Source organism: Streptomyces sp. NPDC040589, assembly GCF_055594445.1.
The window spans coordinates 1,164,630-1,185,470 of sequence record NZ_JBVIWP010000002.1 but is presented as its reverse complement, the minus strand read 5'-3'; the positions used below and the strand labels follow the sequence as shown (position 1 = coordinate 1,185,470).

24 protein-coding genes and 1 riboswitch are annotated in these 20,841 nt (G+C 71.5%); of the genes, 12 read left to right on the top strand and 12 right to left on the bottom strand.

Annotated features, from left to right (window positions below; genetic code table 11):
- Nucleotides 1-20 precede the first annotated feature (20 nt).
- Entirely contained in the window at nucleotides 21-842 is an 822-nt protein-coding gene (locus tag ACZ58V_RS12340) for a TIM barrel protein (protein WP_468183503.1), read from the bottom strand.
- 156 nt (nucleotides 843-998) lie between these two features.
- Between ACZ58V_RS12340 and ACZ58V_RS12335 the strand changes: the two genes are divergently transcribed.
- The 7 genes from ACZ58V_RS12335 to ACZ58V_RS12305 all read left to right on the top strand — a co-directional run bounded on the left by ACZ58V_RS12335 (nucleotide 999) and on the right by ACZ58V_RS12305 (nucleotide 6,679).
- Nucleotides 999-1,250 carry a YkoF family thiamine-binding protein gene (locus ACZ58V_RS12335; RefSeq protein ID WP_184588829.1) on the top strand — a complete coding sequence of 84 codons (252 nt, stop codon included), beginning with the start codon at nucleotides 999-1,001 and terminating at the stop codon, nucleotides 1,248-1,250.
- Nucleotides 1,247-1,612, top strand: coding sequence for a helix-turn-helix domain-containing protein (locus tag ACZ58V_RS12330; protein ID WP_189721355.1), 366 nt, complete (start codon nucleotides 1,247-1,249; stop codon nucleotides 1,610-1,612). The genes ACZ58V_RS12335 and ACZ58V_RS12330 overlap by 4 nt, the downstream gene beginning before the upstream one ends.
- 130 nt (nucleotides 1,613-1,742) lie before the next feature.
- Nucleotides 1,743-2,252 (top strand): 2-oxo-4-hydroxy-4-carboxy-5-ureidoimidazoline decarboxylase, encoded by a 510-nt coding sequence (gene uraD, locus ACZ58V_RS12325; protein ID WP_471289869.1) that lies wholly within the window; start codon nucleotides 1,743-1,745, stop codon nucleotides 2,250-2,252.
- 7 nt (nucleotides 2,253-2,259) lie between these two features.
- Nucleotides 2,260-2,673, top strand: a complete 414-nt coding sequence (uraH, locus tag ACZ58V_RS12320; protein ID WP_468183511.1) for a hydroxyisourate hydrolase — start codon at nucleotides 2,260-2,262, stop codon at nucleotides 2,671-2,673.
- Nucleotides 2,674-2,679: 6 nt separating this feature from the next.
- Nucleotides 2,680-3,603 (top strand): factor-independent urate hydroxylase, encoded by a 924-nt coding sequence (pucL, locus tag ACZ58V_RS12315; RefSeq protein WP_189721352.1) that lies wholly within the window; start codon nucleotides 2,680-2,682, stop codon nucleotides 3,601-3,603.
- Between the two features lie 107 nt (nucleotides 3,604-3,710).
- Nucleotides 3,711-5,090: an 8-oxoguanine deaminase gene (locus ACZ58V_RS12310; protein ID WP_471289866.1), complete on the top strand. Its 1,380-nt coding sequence runs from the start codon at nucleotides 3,711-3,713 to the stop codon at nucleotides 5,088-5,090.
- A 215-nt stretch (nucleotides 5,091-5,305) separates the two neighbouring features.
- Nucleotides 5,306-6,679, top strand: a complete 1,374-nt coding sequence (locus ACZ58V_RS12305; protein WP_471289865.1) for a nucleobase:cation symporter-2 family protein — start codon at nucleotides 5,306-5,308, stop codon at nucleotides 6,677-6,679.
- On the opposite strand, the gene ACZ58V_RS12300 is transcribed toward ACZ58V_RS12305, so the two are convergent.
- The 6 genes from ACZ58V_RS12300 to ACZ58V_RS12275 all read right to left on the bottom strand — a co-directional run bounded on the left by ACZ58V_RS12300 (nucleotide 6,676) and on the right by ACZ58V_RS12275 (nucleotide 10,681).
- Nucleotides 6,676-7,098, bottom strand: a complete 423-nt coding sequence (locus ACZ58V_RS12300) for an acyl-CoA thioesterase (protein ID WP_189721349.1) — start codon at nucleotides 7,096-7,098, stop codon at nucleotides 6,676-6,678. The two genes, ACZ58V_RS12305 and ACZ58V_RS12300, sit on opposite strands and share 4 nt — an antisense overlap.
- Before the next feature lie 65 nt (nucleotides 7,099-7,163).
- Nucleotides 7,164-7,802 carry a hypothetical protein gene (locus ACZ58V_RS12295; protein ID WP_471289863.1) on the bottom strand — a complete coding sequence of 213 codons (639 nt, stop codon included), beginning with the start codon at nucleotides 7,800-7,802 and terminating at the stop codon, nucleotides 7,164-7,166.
- Between the two features lie 54 nt (nucleotides 7,803-7,856).
- Nucleotides 7,857-8,705 (bottom strand): cytochrome c oxidase assembly protein, encoded by an 849-nt coding sequence (locus tag ACZ58V_RS12290; RefSeq protein ID WP_468183528.1) that lies wholly within the window; start codon nucleotides 8,703-8,705, stop codon nucleotides 7,857-7,859.
- A complete protein-coding gene (locus ACZ58V_RS12285; protein WP_468183531.1) occupies nucleotides 8,705-9,229 on the bottom strand; it encodes a DUF2243 domain-containing protein in 525 nt (174 codons plus the stop codon). The genes ACZ58V_RS12290 and ACZ58V_RS12285 overlap by 1 nt, the downstream gene beginning before the upstream one ends.
- Before the next feature lie 63 nt (nucleotides 9,230-9,292).
- Complete coding sequence (locus ACZ58V_RS12280) at nucleotides 9,293-9,391, bottom strand: DUF397 domain-containing protein (RefSeq protein ID WP_468183534.1); 99 nt, start codon at nucleotides 9,389-9,391, stop codon at nucleotides 9,293-9,295.
- Between the two features lie 81 nt (nucleotides 9,392-9,472).
- The gene (locus ACZ58V_RS12275) at nucleotides 9,473-10,681 is read right to left on the bottom strand and encodes a pyridoxal phosphate-dependent aminotransferase (protein WP_471289861.1); all 1,209 of its coding nucleotides are present in this window, start codon (nucleotides 10,679-10,681) and stop codon (nucleotides 9,473-9,475) included.
- 88 nt (nucleotides 10,682-10,769) lie between these two features.
- Here ACZ58V_RS12275 and ACZ58V_RS12270 point away from each other — a divergent pair, with 88 nt between their 5' ends.
- Nucleotides 10,770-11,396 carry a winged helix-turn-helix transcriptional regulator gene (locus tag ACZ58V_RS12270; protein ID WP_471289860.1) on the top strand — a complete coding sequence of 209 codons (627 nt, stop codon included), beginning with the start codon at nucleotides 10,770-10,772 and terminating at the stop codon, nucleotides 11,394-11,396.
- Nucleotides 11,397-11,439: 43 nt separating this feature from the next.
- Here the strand turns inward: ACZ58V_RS12270 and ACZ58V_RS12265 are convergent, their stop codons facing one another.
- Genes ACZ58V_RS12265 through ACZ58V_RS12255 form a run of 3 tightly spaced genes read right to left on the bottom strand, consistent with a single transcriptional unit; the run spans nucleotide 11,440 to nucleotide 15,052 of the window.
- Nucleotides 11,440-12,231, bottom strand: a complete 792-nt coding sequence (locus ACZ58V_RS12265; RefSeq protein ID WP_471289859.1) for a hypothetical protein — start codon at nucleotides 12,229-12,231, stop codon at nucleotides 11,440-11,442.
- Entirely contained in the window at nucleotides 12,231-13,511 is a 1,281-nt protein-coding gene (locus ACZ58V_RS12260; protein ID WP_468183547.1) for a vWA domain-containing protein, read from the bottom strand. The genes ACZ58V_RS12265 and ACZ58V_RS12260 overlap by 1 nt, the downstream gene beginning before the upstream one ends.
- A 44-nt stretch (nucleotides 13,512-13,555) precedes the next feature.
- Nucleotides 13,556-15,052 (bottom strand): IucA/IucC family protein, encoded by a 1,497-nt coding sequence (locus ACZ58V_RS12255; RefSeq protein ID WP_471289858.1) that lies wholly within the window; start codon nucleotides 15,050-15,052, stop codon nucleotides 13,556-13,558.
- A 156-nt stretch (nucleotides 15,053-15,208) separates the two neighbouring features.
- Between ACZ58V_RS12255 and ACZ58V_RS12250 the strand changes: the two genes are divergently transcribed.
- Together ACZ58V_RS12250 and ACZ58V_RS12245 are read left to right on the top strand one after the other, a co-directional pair.
- Complete coding sequence (locus ACZ58V_RS12250) at nucleotides 15,209-16,687, top strand: IucA/IucC family protein (RefSeq protein WP_471289955.1); 1,479 nt, start codon at nucleotides 15,209-15,211, stop codon at nucleotides 16,685-16,687.
- Nucleotides 16,688-16,830: 143 nt separating this feature from the next.
- A riboswitch (cobalamin riboswitch) is annotated at nucleotides 16,831-16,954 on the top strand.
- 46 nt (nucleotides 16,955-17,000) lie between these two features.
- A complete protein-coding gene (locus tag ACZ58V_RS12245; RefSeq protein ID WP_468183553.1) occupies nucleotides 17,001-17,372 on the top strand; it encodes a (2Fe-2S) ferredoxin domain-containing protein in 372 nt (123 codons plus the stop codon).
- 14 nt (nucleotides 17,373-17,386) lie between these two features.
- On the opposite strand, the gene ACZ58V_RS12240 is transcribed toward ACZ58V_RS12245, so the two are convergent.
- Entirely contained in the window at nucleotides 17,387-17,806 is a 420-nt protein-coding gene (locus ACZ58V_RS12240; protein ID WP_468183556.1) for a universal stress protein, read from the bottom strand.
- Between the two features lies 1 nt (nucleotide 17,807).
- A complete protein-coding gene (locus ACZ58V_RS12235; RefSeq protein WP_468183559.1) occupies nucleotides 17,808-19,316 on the bottom strand; it encodes an APC family permease in 1,509 nt (502 codons plus the stop codon).
- A gap of 334 nt (nucleotides 19,317-19,650) precedes the next feature.
- On the opposite strand from ACZ58V_RS12235, the gene ACZ58V_RS12230 reads away from it, so the two are divergent.
- Both ACZ58V_RS12230 and ACZ58V_RS12225 read left to right on the top strand, forming a co-directional pair.
- Nucleotides 19,651-20,565 carry a HipA family kinase gene (locus ACZ58V_RS12230; protein ID WP_468183562.1) on the top strand — a complete coding sequence of 305 codons (915 nt, stop codon included), beginning with the start codon at nucleotides 19,651-19,653 and terminating at the stop codon, nucleotides 20,563-20,565.
- Entirely contained in the window at nucleotides 20,562-20,831 is a 270-nt protein-coding gene (locus ACZ58V_RS12225) for an Rdx family protein (protein WP_468183565.1), read from the top strand. The genes ACZ58V_RS12230 and ACZ58V_RS12225 overlap by 4 nt, the downstream gene beginning before the upstream one ends.
- Nucleotides 20,832-20,841 lie beyond the last annotated feature (10 nt).

Below are 20,841 nucleotides of genomic sequence, written 5' to 3'. Positions count from 1 at the left end.
GGTGCCTTTCGGTGCGGGGGTCAGCGGGGCAGCCAGTCGAAGGCCTCGGCGCTCGGGCGGTCGCCCGGCTTGTACTCGAGGCCGACCCAGCCGTCGTAGCCCGCCTTCCGCAGCTGGTCGAGGAGGTCTTCGAGGGGGAGTGAGCCCGTCCCGGGGGCGCCGCGGCCGGGGTTGTCGGCGATCTGGACGTGACCGGTCTTCGCGGCGTACCGCTCGATCACCGACGGGAGGTCCTCGCCGTTCATGGACAGGTGGTAGAGGTCCATCAGGAACCGGGCGTTGCCCAGGCCCGTCGCCTCGTTGACCTTGTCGACGACGTCCACGGCCGCCGGGGCGGACACAAGCGGGTACAGCGGTGACTCGGGCTGGTTCAGCGCCTCGATCAGCAGAACCGCGCCGATCCGTTCCGCGGCCCGGGCTGCGAGGGTCAGGTTCTCCAGCGCCAGCGCGTCCTGCTCGGCCGGGTCCACGCCCTCGACGCGGTTGCCGTACAGGGCGTTGAGGGCCGTGCAGCCCAGGGAGGCGGCGAAGTCGGCGGCCACGTCGATGTTGGCGCGGAACCGCTCCGACTCCTCGCCGGGGATCGACAGGGCGCCGCGGTCCGGGCCCGGGAGCCGCCCGGCGTAGAAGTTCAGGCCGGTGAGCCGGACGCCCGCCTCCTCGATCGCCCGCTGCAGGGCGTCGAGCTCGGACCGCTCGGGGACGGGTGAGTCGGTCCAGGGCCACCACAGCTCGACCGCGGTGAAGCCGGCCGCGGCGGCGGCAGCGGGACGCTCCAGGAGGGGGAGCTCCGTGAAGAGGATCGACAGGTTGACGTTGAAGCGCTGGTCTGCGAATCCCATCGGGTCGGCGCTCCCTTCCTTGTCTTCCGACGTATCTTCCAGAAGGTATTCCGTATTGCGGAATCATGTTTCTGCTTAACGGAAGATTGCCCGTGGTGCGCGAGGGCTGTCAAGAGGGGCTGCCGGAAAGTCCGTCCCGCGCGTTAGGTTGAGCGCGTGCGACTGAGAGTGGAGTTCACGACCGAGCCCTTCGACCTGGACGAGGCGCCCGCGCACGCGCTGGTGGCCCGCGAGGTCGTGGAGGCCGCCGAGCTGGACGCCGTGGACGTCGGCCCGTTCGGCAACACCGCGGAGGGTGGCGCCGACGCGGTGCTCACCGCCGTGGACGCCCTGCTCCGCAAGGCCCTGGAGGCCGGCGCCACCCGGATCTCGCTCCAGGTCAACGTGGCCGAGGAGGGTGAGGCGTGAGCGGCGCGGGGGACGAGCCGTTCATCGCGGCCGTGAAGCCCCTGGTCGACGCCATGGGCGGCGAGATGATCCCGCCGGACGAGGCCGGCCCCGACGACGTCGTCCTCGCCTGGGAAGGAAGTGACGCCGTCGCCGTACGGCTGCCGCAGCTCGCCGACTCCCTCGATCACATCCTCGCCGCGATGGAGCGCCGCAAGGGGCCGCTGGCCGACCTGGACCGCAAGGCGAAGCAGGAGGTCGTACGGATACTCGAGGCGCGCGGCGCCTTCTCCGTGCGGCACGGGGTGGAGACCGTGGCGAGCGCCCTCGGCGTCAGCCGCTTCACCGTCTACAACTACCTGAACCGCGAGAAGGGGGCCTGACCGGCCTCCGTATCCCGTCCGTTTCGGCGTCGCGAATTTTCAACAAACTGTTGACGTGCCGTCGCGGGAGGGCGTTAGCTATCGGCACGCCCGTTCAGCACGAAGGCCGTATCCGGCCACGGAGGCTCCCGTGACTTCCACTTCCACGCCGCCGGGCCTGGCCCGGTTCAACACCGTCGAGGAGAACGCGGCCCTCACCACGCTCCACGAGGCGTGCGCCTCCACGGCGTGGGCGAAGCGGCTGCTCGCCGCCCGCCCCTACGCCACCCCCGAGGACCTGTACGCCGCGAGCGACGCCGCCATGGCGGAACTGACGGTCACGGACCTCGAAGAGGCCATGGCCGGCCACCCGCCCATCGGCCGCCCCAAGGCCGGCGACCCCACCTCGGCCCGGGAGCAGCGCGGCATGTCCGGCGCCTCCGACGCACTCAGGGCGGAGATGCTCGAACTGAACCTCGCCTACCAGGAGAGGTTCGGCCATGTCTTCCTGATCTGCGCCACCGGCCGGACCGGCGAGCAGATGCGCGACGCGGTCAGGGAACGGATCGGCAACCCGCCGGAGCGGGAGCGGGAGATCGTCCGCACCGAACTGGGGAAGATCAACCGCATCCGTCTGGCCCGACTCGTCGAAGAGGACTGACAGCAGCATGAGCACCTCCGCCACCGCGTCCGTGTCCACCCACATCCTGGACACCAGCGTCGGCCGCCCCGCCGGGGGCGTCGCCGTCCGCCTGTCCGCCCGCTCGGGGCGTGAGGCGGACTGGCAGGCGCTCGGCGGCTCCGCGACCGACGCGGACGGCCGGTGCAAGGACCTCCCGGCTCTGCCGGAGGGGACCACCCACGTACGGCTCGACTTCGCGGTGGAGCCGTACTTCGAGAAGTTCGCGAACGTCGCGAAGAAGCAAGCCGATGCGCAGCAGGACGCCCCCGCGAATCGGGACAGCGGCGCCGGTGTGTTCTTCCCGGAGGTGGCGATCACGTTCGCCGTCGTACCGGGCGAGCACTACCACGTACCGCTGCTGCTCAACCCGTTCGGCTACTCCGTATACCGAGGGAGCTAGCTAGAGATGCCCACGATCCTGGGACAGAACCAGTACGGCAAGGCCGAGAACCGAGTCGTAAAGATCACGCGGGACGGCGCCACCCACCACATCAAGGATCTGAACGTGTCCGTGTCGCTCAGCGGCGACATGGAGGAGGTCCACTACTCCGGCTCGAACGCCAACGTCCTGCCGACCGACACCACCAAGAACACGGTGTACGCGTTCGCCAAGGAGCACGGCATAGAGTCGGCCGAGCAGTTCGGCATCCACCTCGCCCGGCACTTCGTGACCTCGCAGGAGCCGATCAAGACGGCCCGGATCCGCATCGAGGAGTACGCCTGGGAGCGGATCGAGGCCGCCGACGCCAACTCGCGGTTCATCGGCGCCGACGAGGTCAAGCACTCCTTCGTCCGCAAGGGCCAGGAGACACGGCTCACGCAGATCACGTACGACGGCTCGTCGTGGGAGGTGATCTCCGGTCTGAAGGACCTCGTCGTGATGAACTCGACCAACTCCGAGTTCTGGGGCTACGTCAAGGACAAGTACACGACGCTGAAGGAGGCCTACGACCGCATCCTGGCCACCCAGGTCTCCGGCCGCTGGCGCTTCAACTGGACCGACGACGACCAGCGCATGCCCCACTGGGAGAAGTCCTACGAGCAGACCAGGAAGCACATGCTCCAGGCCTTCGCCGAGACGTACTCGCTGTCGCTCCAGCAGACCCTGTACCAGATGGGGTCGCGGATCATCGAGAACCGCGGCGAGATCGACGAGGTCCGCTTCTCCCTGCCGAACAAGCACCACTTCCTGGTCGACCTGGAGCCGTTCGGGCTGAAGAACGACAACGAGGTGTACTTCGCCGCCGACCGTCCCTACGGCCTGATCGAGGCGACGATCCTGCGGGACGGCTGCGAGGCGCGCATCCCCGTGGACCTCACCAATCTCTGACGTTCCCTCTTTCGGCACCCGTGGCCGGGAACCCGTCTCTCCGGCCACGGCACTCAAACTTCCGGGGTCCTGCCGTGCCCACTCCACAACAGCGCAAAGGACGAACCATGGCAGCAGACCGGCGCATCGTCATCGAGAACTGCGCGATCGCGACCGTCGACGCGAACGACACCGAGTACGCCTCCGGGTACGTCGTCCTCGCCGGCAACCGCATCGAGTCGCTCGGCGCGGGCACGGCCCCCGAGGGCCTGGAGAACGTCGTACGCCGTATCGACGCCTCCGGTCACCTGGTGACCCCCGGCCTGGTCAACACCCACCACCACTTCTACCAGTGGATCACCCGGGGTCTGGCCACGGACCACAACCTCTTCGACTGGCTGGTCGCGCTCTACCCGGTCTGGGCGCGCATCGACGAGCGGATGGTGCGCGCGGCGGCCCAGGGCTCGCTCGCGGTGATGGCCCGCGGCGGCGTCACCACCACCATGGACCACCACTACGTCTTCCCGCGGGGCTCCGGCGACCTGTCCGGCGCGATCATCGGCGCCGCCCGCGACATGGGCGTCCGCTTCACCCTCGCGCGCGGCTCCATGGACCGCAGCGAGAAGGACGGCGGCCTGCCCCCGGACTTCGCCGTCGAGACCCTGGACGGCGCGCTGGCCGCGACCGAGGAGACCGTCCGGCGGCACCACGACTCCTCCTTCGGCGCCATGACCCAGGTCGCCGTCGCGCCCTGCTCGCCCTTCTCCGTCTCCACCGCACTGCTGCGGGACGGCGCCCAGCTCGCCCGCCGGCTCGGCGTACGGCTCCACACCCACGGCTCGGAGACCGTGGAGGAGGAGAAGTTCTGCCACGAACTGTTCGGCATGGGCCCGACCGACTACTTCGAGTCCACCGGCTGGCTCGGCGAGGACGTGTGGATGGCGCACTGCGTCCACATGAACGACTCCGACATCGCCGCCTTCGCCCGGACCAGGACGGGCGTCGCGCACTGCCCCTCCTCCAACGCCCGCCTCGCGGCCGGTATCGCCCGTGTCCCGGACATGCTCGCGGCCGGCGTCCCGGTCGGCCTCGGCGTCGACGGCACCGCCTCGAACGAGTCCGGCGAACTCCACACCGAGCTGCGCAACGCCCTCCTCATCAACCGCCTCGGCCCGCACAGGGAAGCCGCCCTGAATGCCCGTCAGGCCCTGCGCCTGGGCACCTACGGCGGTGCCCAGGTCCTGGGCCGGGCGGCGGAGACCGGCTCCCTGGAGCCGGGCAAGCTCGCCGACCTGGTCCTGTGGAAGCTGGACACGGTCGCCCATGCCTCCATCGCCGACCCCGTGACCGCCCTGGTCTTCGGCGCGGCGGCACCGGTCACGGCCTCCTTCGTCGACGGCCGGCAGATCGTCGAGGACGGGCGGCTGCTCACGGCCGACGAGGACGCCATCGCCCGCTCGACGCGGGACGAGGCCCAGCGGCTGGCGAGGATCGCCGCGCAGGGCTGAACACCCCATGACTCCGGCCGGGAGGGACGGCTCCCGGCCGGTGGCCGTGGACCCGAGCGGGGACCACGGCGCCGTCTCCGGGGCGCGCGGATGCGTGCGCCCCGGAACGGTCCCCGTCACCCGCATGTCCGGTCCCGCACGACCACCCGCACCACCTCCTTGACACCCACGGCAGCCATGGACGCGGCCGTGTACCCGACCGGAGGGACGCCGCCGTGGCCGACCACCCCGTTGACGAAAAACTCCCCGCGCTCAAGATGGCGACGACCGGCCTCCAGCACGTGGCCGCCATGTACGCCGGAGTCGTCGCCCCACCCCTGATCGTCGGCGCGGCCATCGGCCTGACCGCCACCGATCTGACCTTCCTCACCGGCGCCTGCCTGTTCACCGCGGGCCTCGCCACGTTCCTGCAGACCCTGGGCATCTGGAAGATCGGAGCCCGGCTGCCCTTCGTCAACGGCGTCACCTTCGCCGGTGTCGCCCCCATGACCGCGATCGTCGCCTCCACCGAGGACAAGTCCGACGCCCTGCCGATCATCTTCGGCGCGGTCATCGTCGCCGGACTCCTGGGCGTCATCGCCGCCCCCTTCTTCAGCAAGGCGGTGCGCTTCTTCCCGCCGGTGGTCACCGGGACGGTCATCACCCTCATCGGCGTCTCCCTCCTCCCGGTCGCCTTCGGCTGGGCCCAGGGACCCGACCCGGCGGCGCACGACTACGGTTCGGCGACCAACCTGGGCCTGGCCGCCGTCACCCTGTTGATCGTGCTGCTCCTGCGCCGCTTCACCACCGGCTTCGTCAAGCAGATCGCCGTGCTGCTCGGCCTGGTCGCGGGCACGCTGATCGCGATCCCCTTCGGCGCCACGGACTTCGGTCCGGTCGCGGACGCGGCCGTCATCGGCTTCCCGACCCCGTTCCACTTCGGCGCCCCGCAGTTCCAGGCCGCCGCGATCATCTCCCTCTGCGTCGTGATGGTGGTCTCGATGACCGAATCAACCGCCGACATGCTGGCGTTGGGCGAGATCGTCGACCGCCCGGCCGACGAGAAGACCATCGCGGCCGGCCTGCGCGCCGACACTCTCGGCTCGGCCGTCAGCCCGCTCTTCAACGGCTTCATGTGCAGCGCCTTCGCGCAGAACATCGGCCTGGTCGCCATGACCAGGATCCGCAGCCGGTACGTCGTCGCCACCGGCGGCGGCTTCCTGGTGCTGATGGGCCTGTGCCCCATGGCCGCCTCGCTGATCGCCGTCGTACCGCGCCCGGTGCTCGGCGGCGCCGGCGTGGTGCTGTTCGGCTCGGTCGCCGCCAGCGGCATCCAGACCCTGGTCAGGGCCGGCCTGGACAAGGACAACAACGTCCTGATCGTGGCCGTCTCCCTGGCCGTCGGCATCATCCCCATCACGGCGCCGGAGTTCTACCACGCCTTCCCGGAGACGGCGCGGATCGTCCTGGACTCGGGTATCTCCACGGGCTGTGTGGCGGCGGTCCTGCTGAACCTGGTCTTCAACCACCTGGGCAACAAGGACGCGCAGGACGTCACCCACCCCATGGAGGCGGGCGAGGAGATCACCGGCGCGACCCGGGCCGCCTAGAGGCCGAACAGGCCCGGATCCGTGGCCAGTTCCTTGAAGACCTTCGCGGGGTCGGCGACCAGCCTGCGTTCCTTGAGGTCCAGGATGCCGCCGACCGCCGTGATCTCGGCGGCCACCGTGCCGTCGGTCTTGCGGACGGTCTGTTCGATACGGAACGTCTTGCCGCTGCCCCAGTCGAAGGCGCAGGTCACCTCGACCTCGTCGCCCGCGAGCAGCTCACGTTTGTAGCGGATGGTCGTCTCCAGGGCCACCGGGCCCACGCCGGTTCCCGTGAGTGCGGACTGGCTGATGCCCGCGGCGTGCAGCAGCGACCAGCGGGCGTGTTCCGCGTAGTTCAGGTACACGCTCTGGTTGAGGTGACCCTGTACGTCGGTCTCGTAACCACGGACGGTCACAGGGACGGAAAACGGCTCGCTCACGGCATTCCCCTCTCGCACCGGACTCTCATGCATCGCGCAACGAGCCACCGATCTTGGCATGCCCATCACGCTCTGCGCGGCGAAGCCAGGAGATACCGGGTTCCGGCGCGCGGTTCGCGGTGGTCGCTCACCTGCCAGCCTGCCCCCTCCAGGGTCGCCGCGCAGGCGCGCAGTGCCTCGCCGTCCGGCTCGTGCACGGCCACGGCCTCCGGCTGCGGAGTCGTCCGCACCCGGTACCCCGAGGCGCCCGGCCCCGGCCCGGCCGGAGGGTGCCCGGCCGCCTCCAGGGCGAGCGCGGCGGCCTCCGCCAGATGCGTACGCTCCCAGCCGCACGGCCGGTCCACGGCCCCGTCCGGGTTGGTCATCCGGCGCAGCTCCAGCAGGCCCTGCCAGGCGCTGTGCACCTCACGGCGCCGGACCGGCCCCCCGGCTTCCGGCGCCGTCTCCTCGCCCCCGACGCGCGCCGCGAAGACGCCCGTCGACGCGGGGGCCTCACCGGCCGGCTCGGGCGTCCCCGTCACGCCCTGCCGCACCCGATGCCCCTCCGGGGTCAGAAAGTGATCGTGCGGCGGCCGGGGGTGCCGGAAAGCCAGCCCGCGTTTCACCAGCGCGGCGAGCTGCGCCTCCGTAGCCCTGAGCCGCCCGGTCACCGGGTCGGCGGCGTCGATGACACGCCGCTGCGCGGCGGTCGGCGGTCGGGTCACGGCGCGCTCCTCTCCGGCACAGGCCCCGGGGCACTCGCCCCACCTGCTCGAAGGCTACGACCCGCCACTGACATTCGGCGCCGGGACCGCTCCCCGCCCTGCGGCACGGTTCGCCGGGCGCCGGGGCTCGGGCCGCCAGGTGGCGACCAGAGCGGCGGCCAGCAGCAGCTCGGCGATGTCGCCGCCGTAGTACATGATCTCCGCGCCGCCCCGCACCTGGTCGATCGGCGCGTGGATGTCGGCCCAGAAGCCGCCGTACATCAGCTGGGAGATCACCGCGTGCGCCGCGATCGCCACGCCCAGGCAGACCAGCCGCGCCCGCACGCCCGCCCGGGCGGGGGCCGGGTCGGGCCCGGCGATGACGTGGGCGAACAGGCAGCCGGACAGCAGGAAGTGCGCGTGCAGCAGCCAGTGTCCTGCCGGGCTGGTCATGGTCGCGTTGTAGAGCGGGGTGAAGTACAGCACCGCGAGGCTGCCTGTGGAGAGCACCAGCGAGACCACCGGGTGGGTGAGCGCACGGGCCGGCGGGCTGTGCAGCAGGGAGGTCAGCTGCCGCCCACGGCGGGCGGGCAGGGTGCGCAGCAGGAGGGTGACGGGGGCGGCCAGGACCAGGGCGAGCGGCGCGTACATGCCGATGAGCAGGTGCTGGACCATGTGCCCGCGGAAGTCCTCCTGGGCGAAGGGGGCCACGGGCGGCAGCAGCGCCACACCGCACAGCAGGATCCCGCCCAGGAACCAGCCGGTCCGCCACCGGCTCCAGCCCATGGCGGGATTGCGGTGCCGCGCGCGGCGGACGAGCAGCAGGTAGCCGCCGGCGAGGGCCGACAGCATGAGCGCGGGCAGCAGCCACTCCAGGATGCCGCTGCCCGCGTGGTGCCCCTGCTCGTGGAACTGGTGGCCCATCAGGCGCGTCGGCCGCTGCGCTGGAGCAGATGGCCGCCGGCGACCAGCAGCGCGCCGAGAACGAGGAAGCCGATGTCCCACCAGACCTGGCCGTCACCGGCGTAGACGTGGTGGATGCCGAGGATGTGATGGTCCAGCACACCCTCGACGAGGTTGAACAAGCCCCAGCCGACGAGCATCCAGCCCCACAGCACGCGAGAGGTCCACACCCGCAGCCGGTCGTGGGTGACCCGCGAGTACAGGACGGCCAGACCGAGCAGGACCGAGAGCCAGCACACGGTGTGGAAGACGCCGTCCCACAGGGTGTTCATCTCCAGGCCGGAGACGGTGTGGGGATCGTAGTACTTCACCCCGATGCGATCCTGGTTGGTGCTGGAGAGCATGTGGTGCCACTGGAGCAACTGGTGCAGCAGGATGCCGTCGGCGAACCCGCCCATCCCGACGCCGAGCACGATGCCGGGCAACTGAATGCTCGCCGGCTGCTCCGCGACGCCGACCCGGGTCTCACCGGTTGTGGTGCCCATCGCTCGTCTCCACTCCTGACAGGGGGAAGGACTCAGGACGACATTCCCCCCTGCCCGGCACTCTCAACGGCGGGTTCCGGCCGTCGCGCAGGAGAGGAAGGAGCCCCATTCCGGTTGTCCGAAAGCGAGCCGGGGGCCGTGTATCCGCTTGGAGTCCCTCACATGCCCTTCAGGTGCAGGTCGGCGGAGCGTCCTTCTCGGACCTGACGCACTCCGCCCCAGCTGTTCGCTCCTCGCCGCCCGCTACTGCCGGTACCCGCCCAGGAACCGCCCGATCCGCCCGATGGCCGCCTCCAGATCATCGGCGTGCGGCAGGGTCAGGATCCGGAAGTGATCCGGGGTCGGCCAGTTGAAGCCCGTGCCCTGGACCACCTGGATCTTCTCCCGCAGCAGCAGGTCGAGGACGAACTTCTCGTCGTCGTGGATCTTGTGCACCTTGGGGTCGACGCGCGGGAAGGCGTACAGCGCGCCCTTCGGCTTCACGCAGGTCACGCCCGGGATCTCGTTGAGCTTCTCCCAGGCCACGTCCCGCTGCTCCAGCAGCCGCCCGCCCGGCTTGGTGAGGTCGCCGATGGACTGCCGCCCGCCGAGCGCGGCCTGGATGGCGTACTGGGCGGGCGCGTTGGCGCACAGCCGCATGGAGGCCAGCATGGTGAGGCCCTCCAGGTAGTCCTTGGCGTGCTGCCTCGGGCCCGTGACCACCAGCCAGCCGGAGCGGAAGCCCGCGACGCGGTAGGTCTTCGACAGCCCGCAGAAGGTGAGGACCACCAGGTCGGGGGCGAGCGCGGCGGCCGAGTGGTGCACGGCGTCGTCGTAGAGGATCTGGTCGTAGATCTCGTCGGCGAAGACCATCAGGCCGTGCCGCCGGGCGAGGTCGAGGATGCCCTCGACGATCTCCTTCGGGTAGACCGCGCCGGTGGGGTTGTTCGGGTTGATGATCACGACCGCCTTCGTCCGGTCCGTGATCTTCGACGCCATGTCGTCCAGGTCCGGGTACCAGTCGGCCTGCTCGTCGCACAGGTAGTGCACCGCCTTGCCGCCCGCGAGGGTCGTCACCGCGGTCCACAGGGGGAAGTCCGGGGCGGGGATGAGGATCTCGTCGCCGTCCTCCAGCAATGCCTGTACGGCCATGGAGACCAGCTCCGACACGCCGTTGCCGAGGAAGACGTCGTCGACGCCGACCTCCAGGCCCAGCGTCTGATAGCGCTGGGCGACCGCCCGGCGGGCGGACAGGACGCCGCGCGAGTCGGTGTACCCGTGCGCCTGCGGCAGCATCCGGATCATGTCCTGGAGGATCTCCTCCGGCGCCTCGAACCCGAAGAGCGCGGGGTTGCCGGTGTTCAGGCGCAGCACACTGTGGCCCGCCTCCTCCAGCGCGTTGGCGTGTTCTATCACCGGGCCGCGGATCTCGTAACAGACCTCGCTGAGCTTGCTCGACTGCCGGAACTCCATGCGCGCGCTTCCCCTCGGCCGATTGGTGTTGCTTGGTTTTACCAAGTAGCCGCTTGGAAAGTCCAACAACTTGTCTAGACTGCGTCGCATGCCACCTCGCCGAAGCTACGACCAGTACTGTTCCGCCGCCCGCGCGCTCGACCTGGTCGGCGACCGCTGGACCCTGCTGATCGTCCGTGAGCTCCTCGCTGGTCCCCGCCGCTACACCGACCTGCACGCGGACCTGCCCGGCGTCAGCACGGACGTACTCGCCTCCCGGCTCAGGGACATGGAACGCGACGGCCTCGCGACCCGGCGCCGGATGCCACCGCCCGGCGCGGCCTCGGTGTACGAACTCACCGATCGAGGACGGGAGTTGCTGCCGGTGCTCCAGACGCTGGGGGAGTGGGGGCAGGCCGAACTGGGGGAGCGGCGGCCGACGGACGCGGTACGGGCGCACTGGTTCGCCCTGCCCCTGCTGCGTCAGCTGGACGGGGAGGGGCTTGTCGAAGTCCGGCTGGAGGAAGGACACTTCCACCTCCACGCCGGTGCCGGGCGCGGGCCCGTGTACGGTGACGGGCCCGCACCCGGTGAGCCGGACGCCCTGCTGGTGCTGGACACCGGGACGTGCACGGCCATCGGCCGGGGCGAGCTGAGCCTGGTCCAGGCCGTCCGGGAGGGCCGGGTCGAGGTGAGCGGCGAGGGCACGCTCGCCAAGGCGCTGCGCGAGACATGACAGAAGGCCCGCACCAAGCGGGCCTTCTGAGTCCAGGAGAAGGTCAGGCAGTCGGCGGCACCCGTGACGGCCGCCCCGAGCCGCGCGTCAGCGCGTACCCGGCGACCCCCGCCAGCGCGGCCAGCGCCCCGCCCACCGCGGTCCACACCCACCGGTCCGACCACCAGCCGGACGCCCAGCCGTCCTCGGGTCCGAGCCCGGCCAGGACCGCCGAGGACTCCTCCTCGTCCCCGGACCTCGTCGCGATCCCCGGCACCAGCGGCTCGGCCAGCGAGCCGTCCACCGCCGCCGAGCCGCCGATGTCGCGGGAGTCCACCCGTACTTCGGAGTCGACCGGGAGGCCCAGGTCGGAGGCGGCGACGCCGGTCGCCGTCAGCCGGACGTAGTACGTGCCCGGCAGCGGGTCGTTCGCCCAGGGCTCCGACCAGGAGCGGACCGTGCGCAGCACGCAGGCCAGCTCGACGGAGGCGGCGTCCGCGGCGGCGGTGCGCGTCTGCGCACCGTACTGACAGGCCTGGCGGCGCCGCAGACCGTCGTACACGTCGATCTGCCAGGTCTGCGCGGCGTGGGTGTCCGGCAGCTTCACCGTCGCCGCGACCGTGGGTCGCTGCCCGGTGTCGGCGGGGAACGACCAGTACAGGTAGTCGCCCGTGGAGCCGCTCGCCGTGGCGCGCTGCCCCTGCTCGATCTCCGTCGCGGAACGGAAGGAGGTGCCCGCCTGAGTGGGCGCCGCCGAGGTGTCCTGCGACGGACTCGGCGAGGAGTCGGCCGCGGCGGGAGCGGCCGCCAGGCCCAGGGTCAGCAACGCGGCGCTCAACGCACGTACCACTCGCATCAGTTGGTCCTCCAGACCGCGAACCGCCAGCGCGACAGCCAGCCCCAGACGAGACCGGCCAGGAAGCCGGTGAGGATCAGCGCGCCGAGCAGCCACCAGCCGCGGCCGAGACCGAAGGAGGCCACGTCGCCCGCCCCGCTCGGGCCGTCCACGACATCGACGGTCAGCTCCAGCGGCAGCCCGGGCGTGGTCTTCACACCGGAGGCAGCCGAGAAGGAGTGGGTGACCGCCAGGCACACGGTCTCCGCGGCCGGCTTGTCGCTGTCACCGTCGGTGTCGTCGCGCTCGGGCTCGGGGTATCTGAGCCCCGTCGAGATCACGTCCGTACGGCCGTTGCCCGCCGCCTCGCCGCGCACGATCTCCCGGCCCTTGACCGTCACGGCCCGCATCAGCACGCCGTAGCCGGGGTTCACGGCCCGGTCGGCCGCGACACTCACCGAAGCGCGCAGCTCCTGCCCCGGCAGGACCTCCACCCGGTACCAGCGCTGCTGCCCGAACTCCTCCCGGTCGGTGTACAGGCCCGACTTCAGCGTCGGTGCCTCCACACACCGGGACGCGCCCTCGGTCGCCACCGGCGTCACCACCGGATCGGCCGCCCGGTCCACCAACTGGTTGACCTTGTCGGTGAGTTCGTCCTGGTGCTCCACCGAGGTGTACGTGCCGCCGGTGGCCTCCGCGATGCAGCTCAGCTGCCTGCTCAGCTTGGCCGTCGGCACCAGGCCCAGCGTGTCGATGGTCAGGCCTATGCCCTTCGCCGCGATCTCGCGGGCCACCTCGCACGGGTCGAGCGGGGCACAGGTGTCCTCGCCGTCGCTGATCAGCACGATGCGCTTGGAGCCGTCGCCGCCGTCCAGGTCGTCGGCGGCCTTCAGCAGGGCCGGGCCGATCGGCGTCCAGCCCGTCGGGGTGAGCGTGGCGACGGCCGTCTTGGCCTCGGTGCGGTCCAGCGGGCCGACCGGGTAGAGCTGCGCGGTGTCCTTGCAGCCCGTCTTCCGGTCGTCCCCGGGATAGTCGGCGCCGAGGGTGCGGATGCCGAGTTCGACCTCCTCGGGCGTCGCGTCGAGCACCTCGTTGAACGCCTTTTTCGCGGCGGCCATCCGCGACTGTCCGTCGATGTCCCGCGCCCGCATCGAGCCGCTCACATCGAGGACGAGGTCGACCTTGGGGGCGGCCTGGCCCGTGGGTTCGCCGGCGGCCGCTCCGGCCGGGAAGACGATCCCGGCCGTCAACGCGGCGAGCAGGGCACCCACGCCCGCCGCCAGCCGTTTTCTTGTGATCATCGGCGGATCCTATTGACCGGCGGGGTCCTGCTCCAAAACGGGGCTCACGCAAGGGGATTGGGCAGTTCCGCCCACTGGTCCCCGGGCGTCTGCGGCGAGAGCCGCATCAGCGTCAGCGCCTTGGTGGGCAGGGGCTCCGCTCGCAGTGCCATGAGGTCCGGGGTGCGCGGGAGCTCGTCCACGGCCGTCTTCAGTGCCGCGGTGAGCGCCGCTCCCGACCCCGCCGTCCCGGCCAGCGCGCCCGCCACCAGTGAGCCGAACAGCTTGCGGCGGAGCGTGCGTTCGTCGTCCGTGACCATTCGGGCGGGCAGGTCGGGGACCGTGATGCCGTGCCTGGCCAGGCGGGCCGGGCTGACGCGGATGTCGGCCAGGTCGCGGTAGACGAGCCGCAGCGGGTCGCCCTCCGGCGAGAGGACCACGAGGAGGTTCTGGCCGTGTGCCTCCAGGGCCACGCCCAGCTCCAGCAGCCGCAGACCGACGGTGAGGGCGAGGCGCGCGAAGCCGGCCAGCCAGGCGGGGGAGCGGGGGAGCGCGCTGGTGGCGAGCGCCGCCACCGGCAGGACCCGTTCACCGCTCCCGGCGTACGTCTGCGGCGACTCCCGCAGAACGGCCGCGAAGTCGGGGGAACCGGCCGCGGCGGCGCCCAGGGTGCGGGTCACGTGCAGCAGGCCGTCCGTGCGGGCGGCCGGCGTCTCGGCGAACTCCGACAGCGCCGCGGACGCGGCCACCGAGGGCAGCGAGATGTCCCGCACCGACGACGTCAGCCGGGCGCTGAGCGAGGTCTTGACGTGTGGCCCGCCGGGCAGCGCGAGCGTCCGCAGGGACATCAGCGGATGCCCGGCCCGCCGCTCCTCGCACGCCCGCTTCAGCACATGAGCCGCCTGCCAGGGGTGCACCGGCAGCACCACACGCCGCCCCTCCCGCAGATCCCGCGGCCACGCCCCGGTCACCATGCACTCCTCCGCCCGCACCGGCACCAGCCCCAGCCCCACGAGCGGCCGGTGCTCGGGCCCGTAGGCGAGCTGCTCGGCCACCGAGAAACCGGGCCGGGAACGGCAGGTGGGGTGGAACGGATGCCCGTCGACGATCCGCTGCTCCCACTCCCAGTCGTTGCCCGGCCACTCGTCCCCCGCGTGCCCCTCCTGCCCCGCTCTCGACAGCGCCAACGAGGCCACACTGTGCCCGAGTTCGGCGGCGAAGGAAGCGGAGTGCGGGACGGCGAGGTCCGTCACCAGCCGCGCCGGATCGTCGTACTCCGCCCCGTCGAGCCCCACGACGGTGACGTAGCCGCCGGTCGCGTACGGATCCGGCGGCGGGCCGTGCAGCCGGCGGCCGTCGGACAGGGACAGCGTCAGCCCGCCCCGGCCCGGCTCCCTGCGGACCACCCAGGGCAGCGGATCATGAGCGAGACCGCGCCACAGACGGGACAGCACGGCCGCCCGGGCGCCGGGCAGTTCGGCCTCGTACCGCGGCAGCAGGCCGGGCCGTACGACGGCCAGTTCGTCGGCGACCTCGGCCTCGGCGGTGGGGGAACGGTGCACGGGCGGGCTCCTCGGGTACGGGTAGGGCGTCACGGCGCGATGACGACGACCGACATACTGATCATCTCCGCCAGGAAGTCCGGAAGTCCCGGAAGGGCTGTGGGGAACGTAGAGAACACAAGGAACGTAGGGAAACGAGTGGATCGCGTGGACCTCATGCCCCCGCCCGCCGACGCGTACGCCGCCGTGCCGCTGCTGAACTGTCTGCTGCGGGAGGTGGCCCGGCCGGTGCGCCGGACCGGCGAGCACCGGATCTACCGCCTGCCCGGCGGGGACCGTCTGCTGCGGGTGCGCGGGACACGGCGGCCCGCCGAACCCGAGGTCCACGGGCCGGACGGCTGGCAGCGCGTCGGCCACACCGAGCTGGTCAAACTCGTCGCCGAGGAACTGCGCCGGCACACCGGTCTTTCCAACCACGAACTGCCCGCCGAGATGCTCGACAGCAGGGACGCCGTGGCCGCCCTGCTGGAGGCCCGCGACCGCGCGACCCCGCCCGACGCCCCCTACCTGCGCTCCGAGCAGTGCCTGCTCACCGGCCACACCCACCACCCGGCCCCCAAGGCGCGCGGCGGCGGCCCGGCCGCGGGCTGGCTGCCGTACGCGCCCGAGGCGTACGCCCGCTTCCCGCTGACCCTGCTCGGGCTGCGCGAGGACCGCGTCGTCGAGGAGGGCGACACCTCGGCCCTCGACGCCCTCGGCACCGCCCCGCCCGGCTACCGGTTGCTCCCGGCCCACCCCTGGCAACTGGACCTGGCGGGCGCGGAGCTCGCCGCCGCCTTCGCGGACGGGAGGCTGGTCCGGCTCGGCACGACCGCCTTCGACACCTGGCCCACCGCCGCGATCCGCACGCTCTACGCACCCGGGCACGACCTCTTCCTGAAGTTCAGCCTGGACGTGCGCATCACCAACGACATCCGCAGGCTGTGGCGCCACGACCTGCTCGCCCTACGCAGGACCGACGCGGCCGTGTGCGCCGCCTTCGACGACTTCGGCACGCTCGACGGCCCCCCGGCCTGGCTCGGCGACCGCGGGTACCGCACCGCCGACTTCGCCTTCGAGGCCCTGGCCGTCCTCGTCCGCGACGGCTTCGCCGGCCACCTGGTGCCCGGCGCGACCCCGCTGCTCGCCGCCGGACTCGTCGAGGGCTTCGACGGCAGCCCGCTCGACCGCGCCGCCGACCCCGAGGCGTGGTGGGCGGCGTATCTGGCGCAGGTGGTGCCCCCGGCCCTGGAGGCCTTCGCCCGGCACGGCGTCGTCATCGAGGCTCATCTGCAGAACACGCTGGTCGCCGTGGACGCCGACGGCCTGCCCGTGCAGGCGCTGTACCGGGACGCCGAGGGCGTGAAACTGCTGCCGGACGTCTCCCGGGAGGCCGGCTGGGAGCGGCTGGTGTACTGCCTGGTCGTCAACCACCTCACCGAGATCGCGGGCGCCCTCGCCGAACGCCACCCCGGCCTCGACCCCTGGCCCGCCGCCCGCCGCGAACTCGCCCGCCACGACCTGCCCGAGATCCCCGCCCTGCTCACCTCGCCCACCCTCCCCGCCAAGACGAACCTCCTGCTGCGCTGGACGGGCGCGGACGGCGCCGACGCCCGCTATCTGCCGCTGCCCAACCCGCTCAGGGAGGGAACGTGACCTGGGGAGCGCCCGTGCGCGGATGTACCCCTGCACTACCGCCGCGACCGTGCGGGCCGGGAACCGTACGGGCAGTGACCGGACGCCGGCGCCGTCGACGCGAGCCGCACGCTCACGAGACGGACTGAACCCGCGTACCGGCCGCATGGAATGATGGCCGGCGACATGGCGACGGCGGAACGAGGAAGCCGGTGTGAATCCGGCGCGGTCCCGCCACTGTGACCGGCATCGGCCCGGGAGCCAGGAGACTCACGCGGTCGCCTCCTCGACGAACCACCGGGGCGGATCTCCCCGGAGAGAGGAAGGGTGCGGCATGTCCGCAACCCCGGCCGGAGGGGTTCCGTGCCGCGTCGTCGTGTGCCGGGACTGCTGCTGCGGCACCGGCAAGGTGACCGGCGTCGACCACGCGGCCCAGACCGAGCGGCTGCGCGAGGCGGCGCCCGTGCGGGTCTCCGAGTGCCTCGACGTCTGCGACCAGGCCAACGTCATCGTCGTACAGCCGTCCGCCGCGGGCCGGGCCGCCGGGGCCCGGCCGGTGTGGTTCGGTCTGGTCAACGACCCGGCCGCGACCGAGGACATCGTCTCCTGGGTCCGCGAGGGCGGCCCCGGCGTCGCCCCCCTGCCCGACATCCTCGACCTGTACGCCTTCAGCCCGCTCGCGAAACGGCGCGCGGGCAGTTCCTGACCAGGGGCGGGGCCTCAGGACTCCTCGGCCGGCACGCACAGAACGGGGACGTTCGACAGGTGCAGCAGTTTGTGGGGGGTCGAGCCCAGCAGGGCCCCGCGCACCGGGCTCTCGCCCCAGGTGCCCACCACGATCACCCGGCCGTCATGGCGTGCCGCCGCGTCGATCAGCGCCTGCGCGGGCCGCTGGTCGATGACCTCGACGGCGCTGGGCACGCCCGCCTCGTCGGCGGCATGGACCGCGTGAGCGAGCGCGGTGTTCCCGGCCTCGCGCACGGCCGCGTGGTGGGCCGCGTACTCGTCGCCCGTGACGCCCGGAGCGGCGGCGCCGTAGACGATCACCAGCGGTTCGCCGTACGCCGCCGCCACCTCGATCGCGACCCGCAGCGCGCGCAGGGCGCCCGGGGACTCGTCGTAGCCGAGGACCACCGACATCTCAGGACTCCTTGCCGTGCTTGCCGGGGACGAGGTCGGGGTCGACCACGCTGGGGTGTTCCGACCAGAAGACGGGGGCCATCAGCCGCCACACGACCATGAGGATCACGCCCGTGATGATGATGCCGATCCCGATGACCAGCGGGGGACCGAGCCCGAACCACGAGACGCCGCTGTAGGAGTTGGCGGGGTCGGACATGTCCGCCACGGATTCCACCAGCAGCCAGGCCAGCAATCCGGCACCGATCAGGGGGCCGAGCCCGATCAGGAAGAAGTTGCGGGCACTGCGGGTCAGCTGGCGGCGGTAGTAGACCGCACAGGCGACACCCGTGAGCGCGTAGTAGAACGCGATCAGCAGGGACAGCGCGGTCAGCGAGTCGAACAGGGCGTTCTCGCTGAGTTGGTAGAGGACGAGATACCAGACGATGGCGATGCCGGCGACCCACCAGGTGCTCACGTCGGGGGTGCGGAACCGGGGGTTGATACGGCCGAAGTGCGCGGGCAGCGCGTGCCGGCGGGCCATCGACAGGCCCGTGCGCGACGCCGGGATGATCGTCGTCTGCGTGGACGCGAGCGCGGACGTCGAGACCGCCAGCAGCACGACCCAGTCCCAGCCGCCCATCGCCTCTTCGGCGAGCAGCGCGAAGATGAACTCCTCCTCCGCCGCGTTCTCGGCCAGATAGGCCGTTCCGGCGTACCCCACGACCGCGAACGCGACCGCGAGGTAGGTCACCAGGAGCAGCACCGTCGACCACACGGCCGCCTTGCCCGGGGCGGTGGCGGAGTCCTCGGTCTCCTCGGTGAGGTTGACCGCCGACTCCCACCCCCAGTAGATGAACACGCCCAGCAGCAGGGCGGCGGTCAGGGACGCCCCGCCCGCTCCGAAGGGATCGAGCCAGCTGAACTTCGGTTCGATGGAGTCGAGGGTGCCGGTGTCGGCGTAGACGCGGTAGAGCGCCACCACGGCGAAGACCAGCAGACAGGCGACCTGCGCCAGGATGAGGACGTTCTGCACCTTGGCCGACACGTCGATGCCGATCACGCAGACGGCCGTCATCACCAGGACGAGCAGCACGGTCAGCACCTGGCGGACGACGTCGTTGTCCGCCCAGCTGTCCAGGCCGACGGCGAGCAGGAAGAAGGTCACGGCGACATCCGCCAGCGACCCGACGACCAGGACACCTGTCATGGCGATGGCCCAGCCGCCGAGCCAGCCCGCCCACGGCCCCATGGCCCGGGTGACCCACGAGAAGGTCGTGCCGCAGTCCTGGTCGACCTTGTTGAGGTAGTAGAAGGCCGACGCGATCAGCAGCATCGGCACGAACGACGCGATCATCACCCCGGGGGCGTAGATGCCCACCAGGGCCACGACCGGGCCGATGACCGCCGCCACCGAGTACGCCGGTGAGGTCGCGTTGAGCCCGATGACCAGCGCGTCGAGGAACCCGATCGCATTGGGCTTCAGGCTCGCGGACGGTGGCGGGCCCGCGTCCGTGATGTCCTTGGCCATGCTCCCTCACTCCCGTTGTACGTGGATCCATACAACAGGCAGATGTGAGGCATTTTGGCCATTGATGACCTTTTAGATGACTTATGTCGCCTTTTGGGTCCGTACCGGCAGACGCAGGAAGTACCGCGTGCCGATCACGGCCGTCACCAGTCCGGCGCCCGGCTGGGCGGGGGCGCTGGGGGGTGCCTGGCAGGCCTCGGCCCTGATCAGGCGCCCTTTCACCCTCGGTTACTATGCTCACTTCATGATGTGCATGCCAGTCGGAACTCCCCTGTCGGGAAGCTACGAGGCGGGCCGTGGATTGCAAGGTCAATGAAGTGGGTGACCTGAGAGAATGCTGAGAGAGGTCACCGCGACCCGTTATGTCGAACCCCTGCGATCCGGCGGCTCCGTCCCCGGCGTCGTCGAGGCGGACGACCTCGGCACCTATGTCGTGAAGTTCACCGGCTCCGCCCAGGGCCACAAGGCCCTCGTCGCCGAGGTGATCGTGGGCGAACTGGCCCGCGCCCTCGGGCTGCGGTTCCCGGAGCTGGTCCTCGTGCACTTCGACCCGGAGGTCGCCGACAGCGAGCCCCACCAGGAGGTGCGGGACCTGCACGCGGCCAGCGCGGGCGTCAATCTCGGCATGGACTGTCTGCCGGGCGCCCGGGACTTCACGCCGGAGATCGCCCGGGTCTTCCCGGTCGACCCCCTGGAGGCGGGCAGGATCGTCTGGCTCGACGCCCTCACCGTGAACGTCGACCGTACGGTCCACAGCTCCAACCTGATGGTCTGGCCCACGCTGGGCGTCGCGCCCCCGCGCCTGTGGCTGATCGACCACGGCGCCGCCCTCGTCTTCCACCACCGCTGGGACGGCGCCGACCCGGCCAAGGCCTACGACTTCCGGCACCACGCCCTCGGCCACTACGGGCCGGATGTGCGGGCCGCCGACGCCGAGTTGGCTCCCCGGGTGACCGAGGAGCTGCTGCGCGGCATCCTCTCGGAGGTGCCCGACGCCTGGCTCGCCGACGAGCCCGGCTTCGCCGGCCCGGACGAGGCACGCGAGGCGTATGTGACGTACCTCCACGCGCGCGTGCGGTCCTCCGGGGCCTGGCTGCCCACCGGCTTCCCCACCCGGGAGGAGCTCGCCGCCGAGGAGGCCGTCCGGGCGGCGAGAACACAGGAAGGACGACCCGCGTGGCTCAAGCAGGTCCCCGACCTGCACGGCAAGCCCGCGGCCCAACAGGATTGGTCGGTGCACCTCGGATGAGTGGCCGTGTCGAGATCGAGTACTGCACCCAGTGCCGCTGGCTGCCCCGAGCGGCCTGGCTGGCGCAGGAGTTGCTCACGACCTTCGAGGCGGAGCTGACGGAACTGGCGCTGAAGCCGGGCACGGGCGGCGTGTTCGTCGTCCGCGTCGGCGAGGAGGTCGTCTGGGACCGGCGCGAGCAGGGCTTCCCCGAACCGACCGCCGTGAAGAAGGCCGTACGCGACCGAGTGGCCCCGGGAAAGACCCTGGGCCACTCGGAGCGCTAGCGGTCCGGCC

Coding starts and splice junctions, on each gene's coding strand:
- ACZ58V_RS12265 (WP_471289859.1), bottom strand. CDS start 12,231: ATGCGAGTGGTACGTGCGTTGAGCGCCGCGTTGCTGACCCTGGGCCTG.
- ACZ58V_RS12260 (WP_468183547.1), bottom strand. CDS start 13,511: ATGATCACAAGAAAACGGCTGGCGGCGGGCGTGGGTGCCCTGCTCGCC.
- uraH (WP_468183511.1), top strand. CDS start 2,260: ATGAGCACCTCCGCCACCGCGTCCGTGTCCACCCACATCCTGGACACC.
- ACZ58V_RS12285 (WP_468183531.1), bottom strand. CDS start 9,229: ATGGGCACCACAACCGGTGAGACCCGGGTCGGCGTCGCGGAGCAGCCG.
- pucL (WP_189721352.1), top strand. CDS start 2,680: ATGCCCACGATCCTGGGACAGAACCAGTACGGCAAGGCCGAGAACCGA.
- ACZ58V_RS12290 (WP_468183528.1), bottom strand. CDS start 8,705: ATGGGCCACCAGTTCCACGAGCAGGGGCACCACGCGGGCAGCGGCATC.
- ACZ58V_RS12275 (WP_471289861.1), bottom strand. CDS start 10,681: ATGGAGTTCCGGCAGTCGAGCAAGCTCAGCGAGGTCTGTTACGAGATC.
- ACZ58V_RS12235 (WP_468183559.1), bottom strand. CDS start 19,316: ATGGCCAAGGACATCACGGACGCGGGCCCGCCACCGTCCGCGAGCCTG.
- ACZ58V_RS12270 (WP_471289860.1), top strand. CDS start 10,770: ATGCCACCTCGCCGAAGCTACGACCAGTACTGTTCCGCCGCCCGCGCG.
- ACZ58V_RS12250 (WP_471289955.1), top strand. CDS start 15,209: ATGCCCCCGCCCGCCGACGCGTACGCCGCCGTGCCGCTGCTGAACTGT.
- ACZ58V_RS12340 (WP_468183503.1), bottom strand. CDS start 842: ATGGGATTCGCAGACCAGCGCTTCAACGTCAACCTGTCGATCCTCTTC.
- ACZ58V_RS12310 (WP_471289866.1), top strand. CDS start 3,711: ATGGCAGCAGACCGGCGCATCGTCATCGAGAACTGCGCGATCGCGACC.
- ACZ58V_RS12240 (WP_468183556.1), bottom strand. CDS start 17,806: ATGTCGGTGGTCCTCGGCTACGACGAGTCCCCGGGCGCCCTGCGCGCG.
- ACZ58V_RS12245 (WP_468183553.1), top strand. CDS start 17,001: ATGTCCGCAACCCCGGCCGGAGGGGTTCCGTGCCGCGTCGTCGTGTGC.
- ACZ58V_RS12225 (WP_468183565.1), top strand. CDS start 20,562: ATGAGTGGCCGTGTCGAGATCGAGTACTGCACCCAGTGCCGCTGGCTG.
- ACZ58V_RS12230 (WP_468183562.1), top strand. CDS start 19,651: ATGCTGAGAGAGGTCACCGCGACCCGTTATGTCGAACCCCTGCGATCC.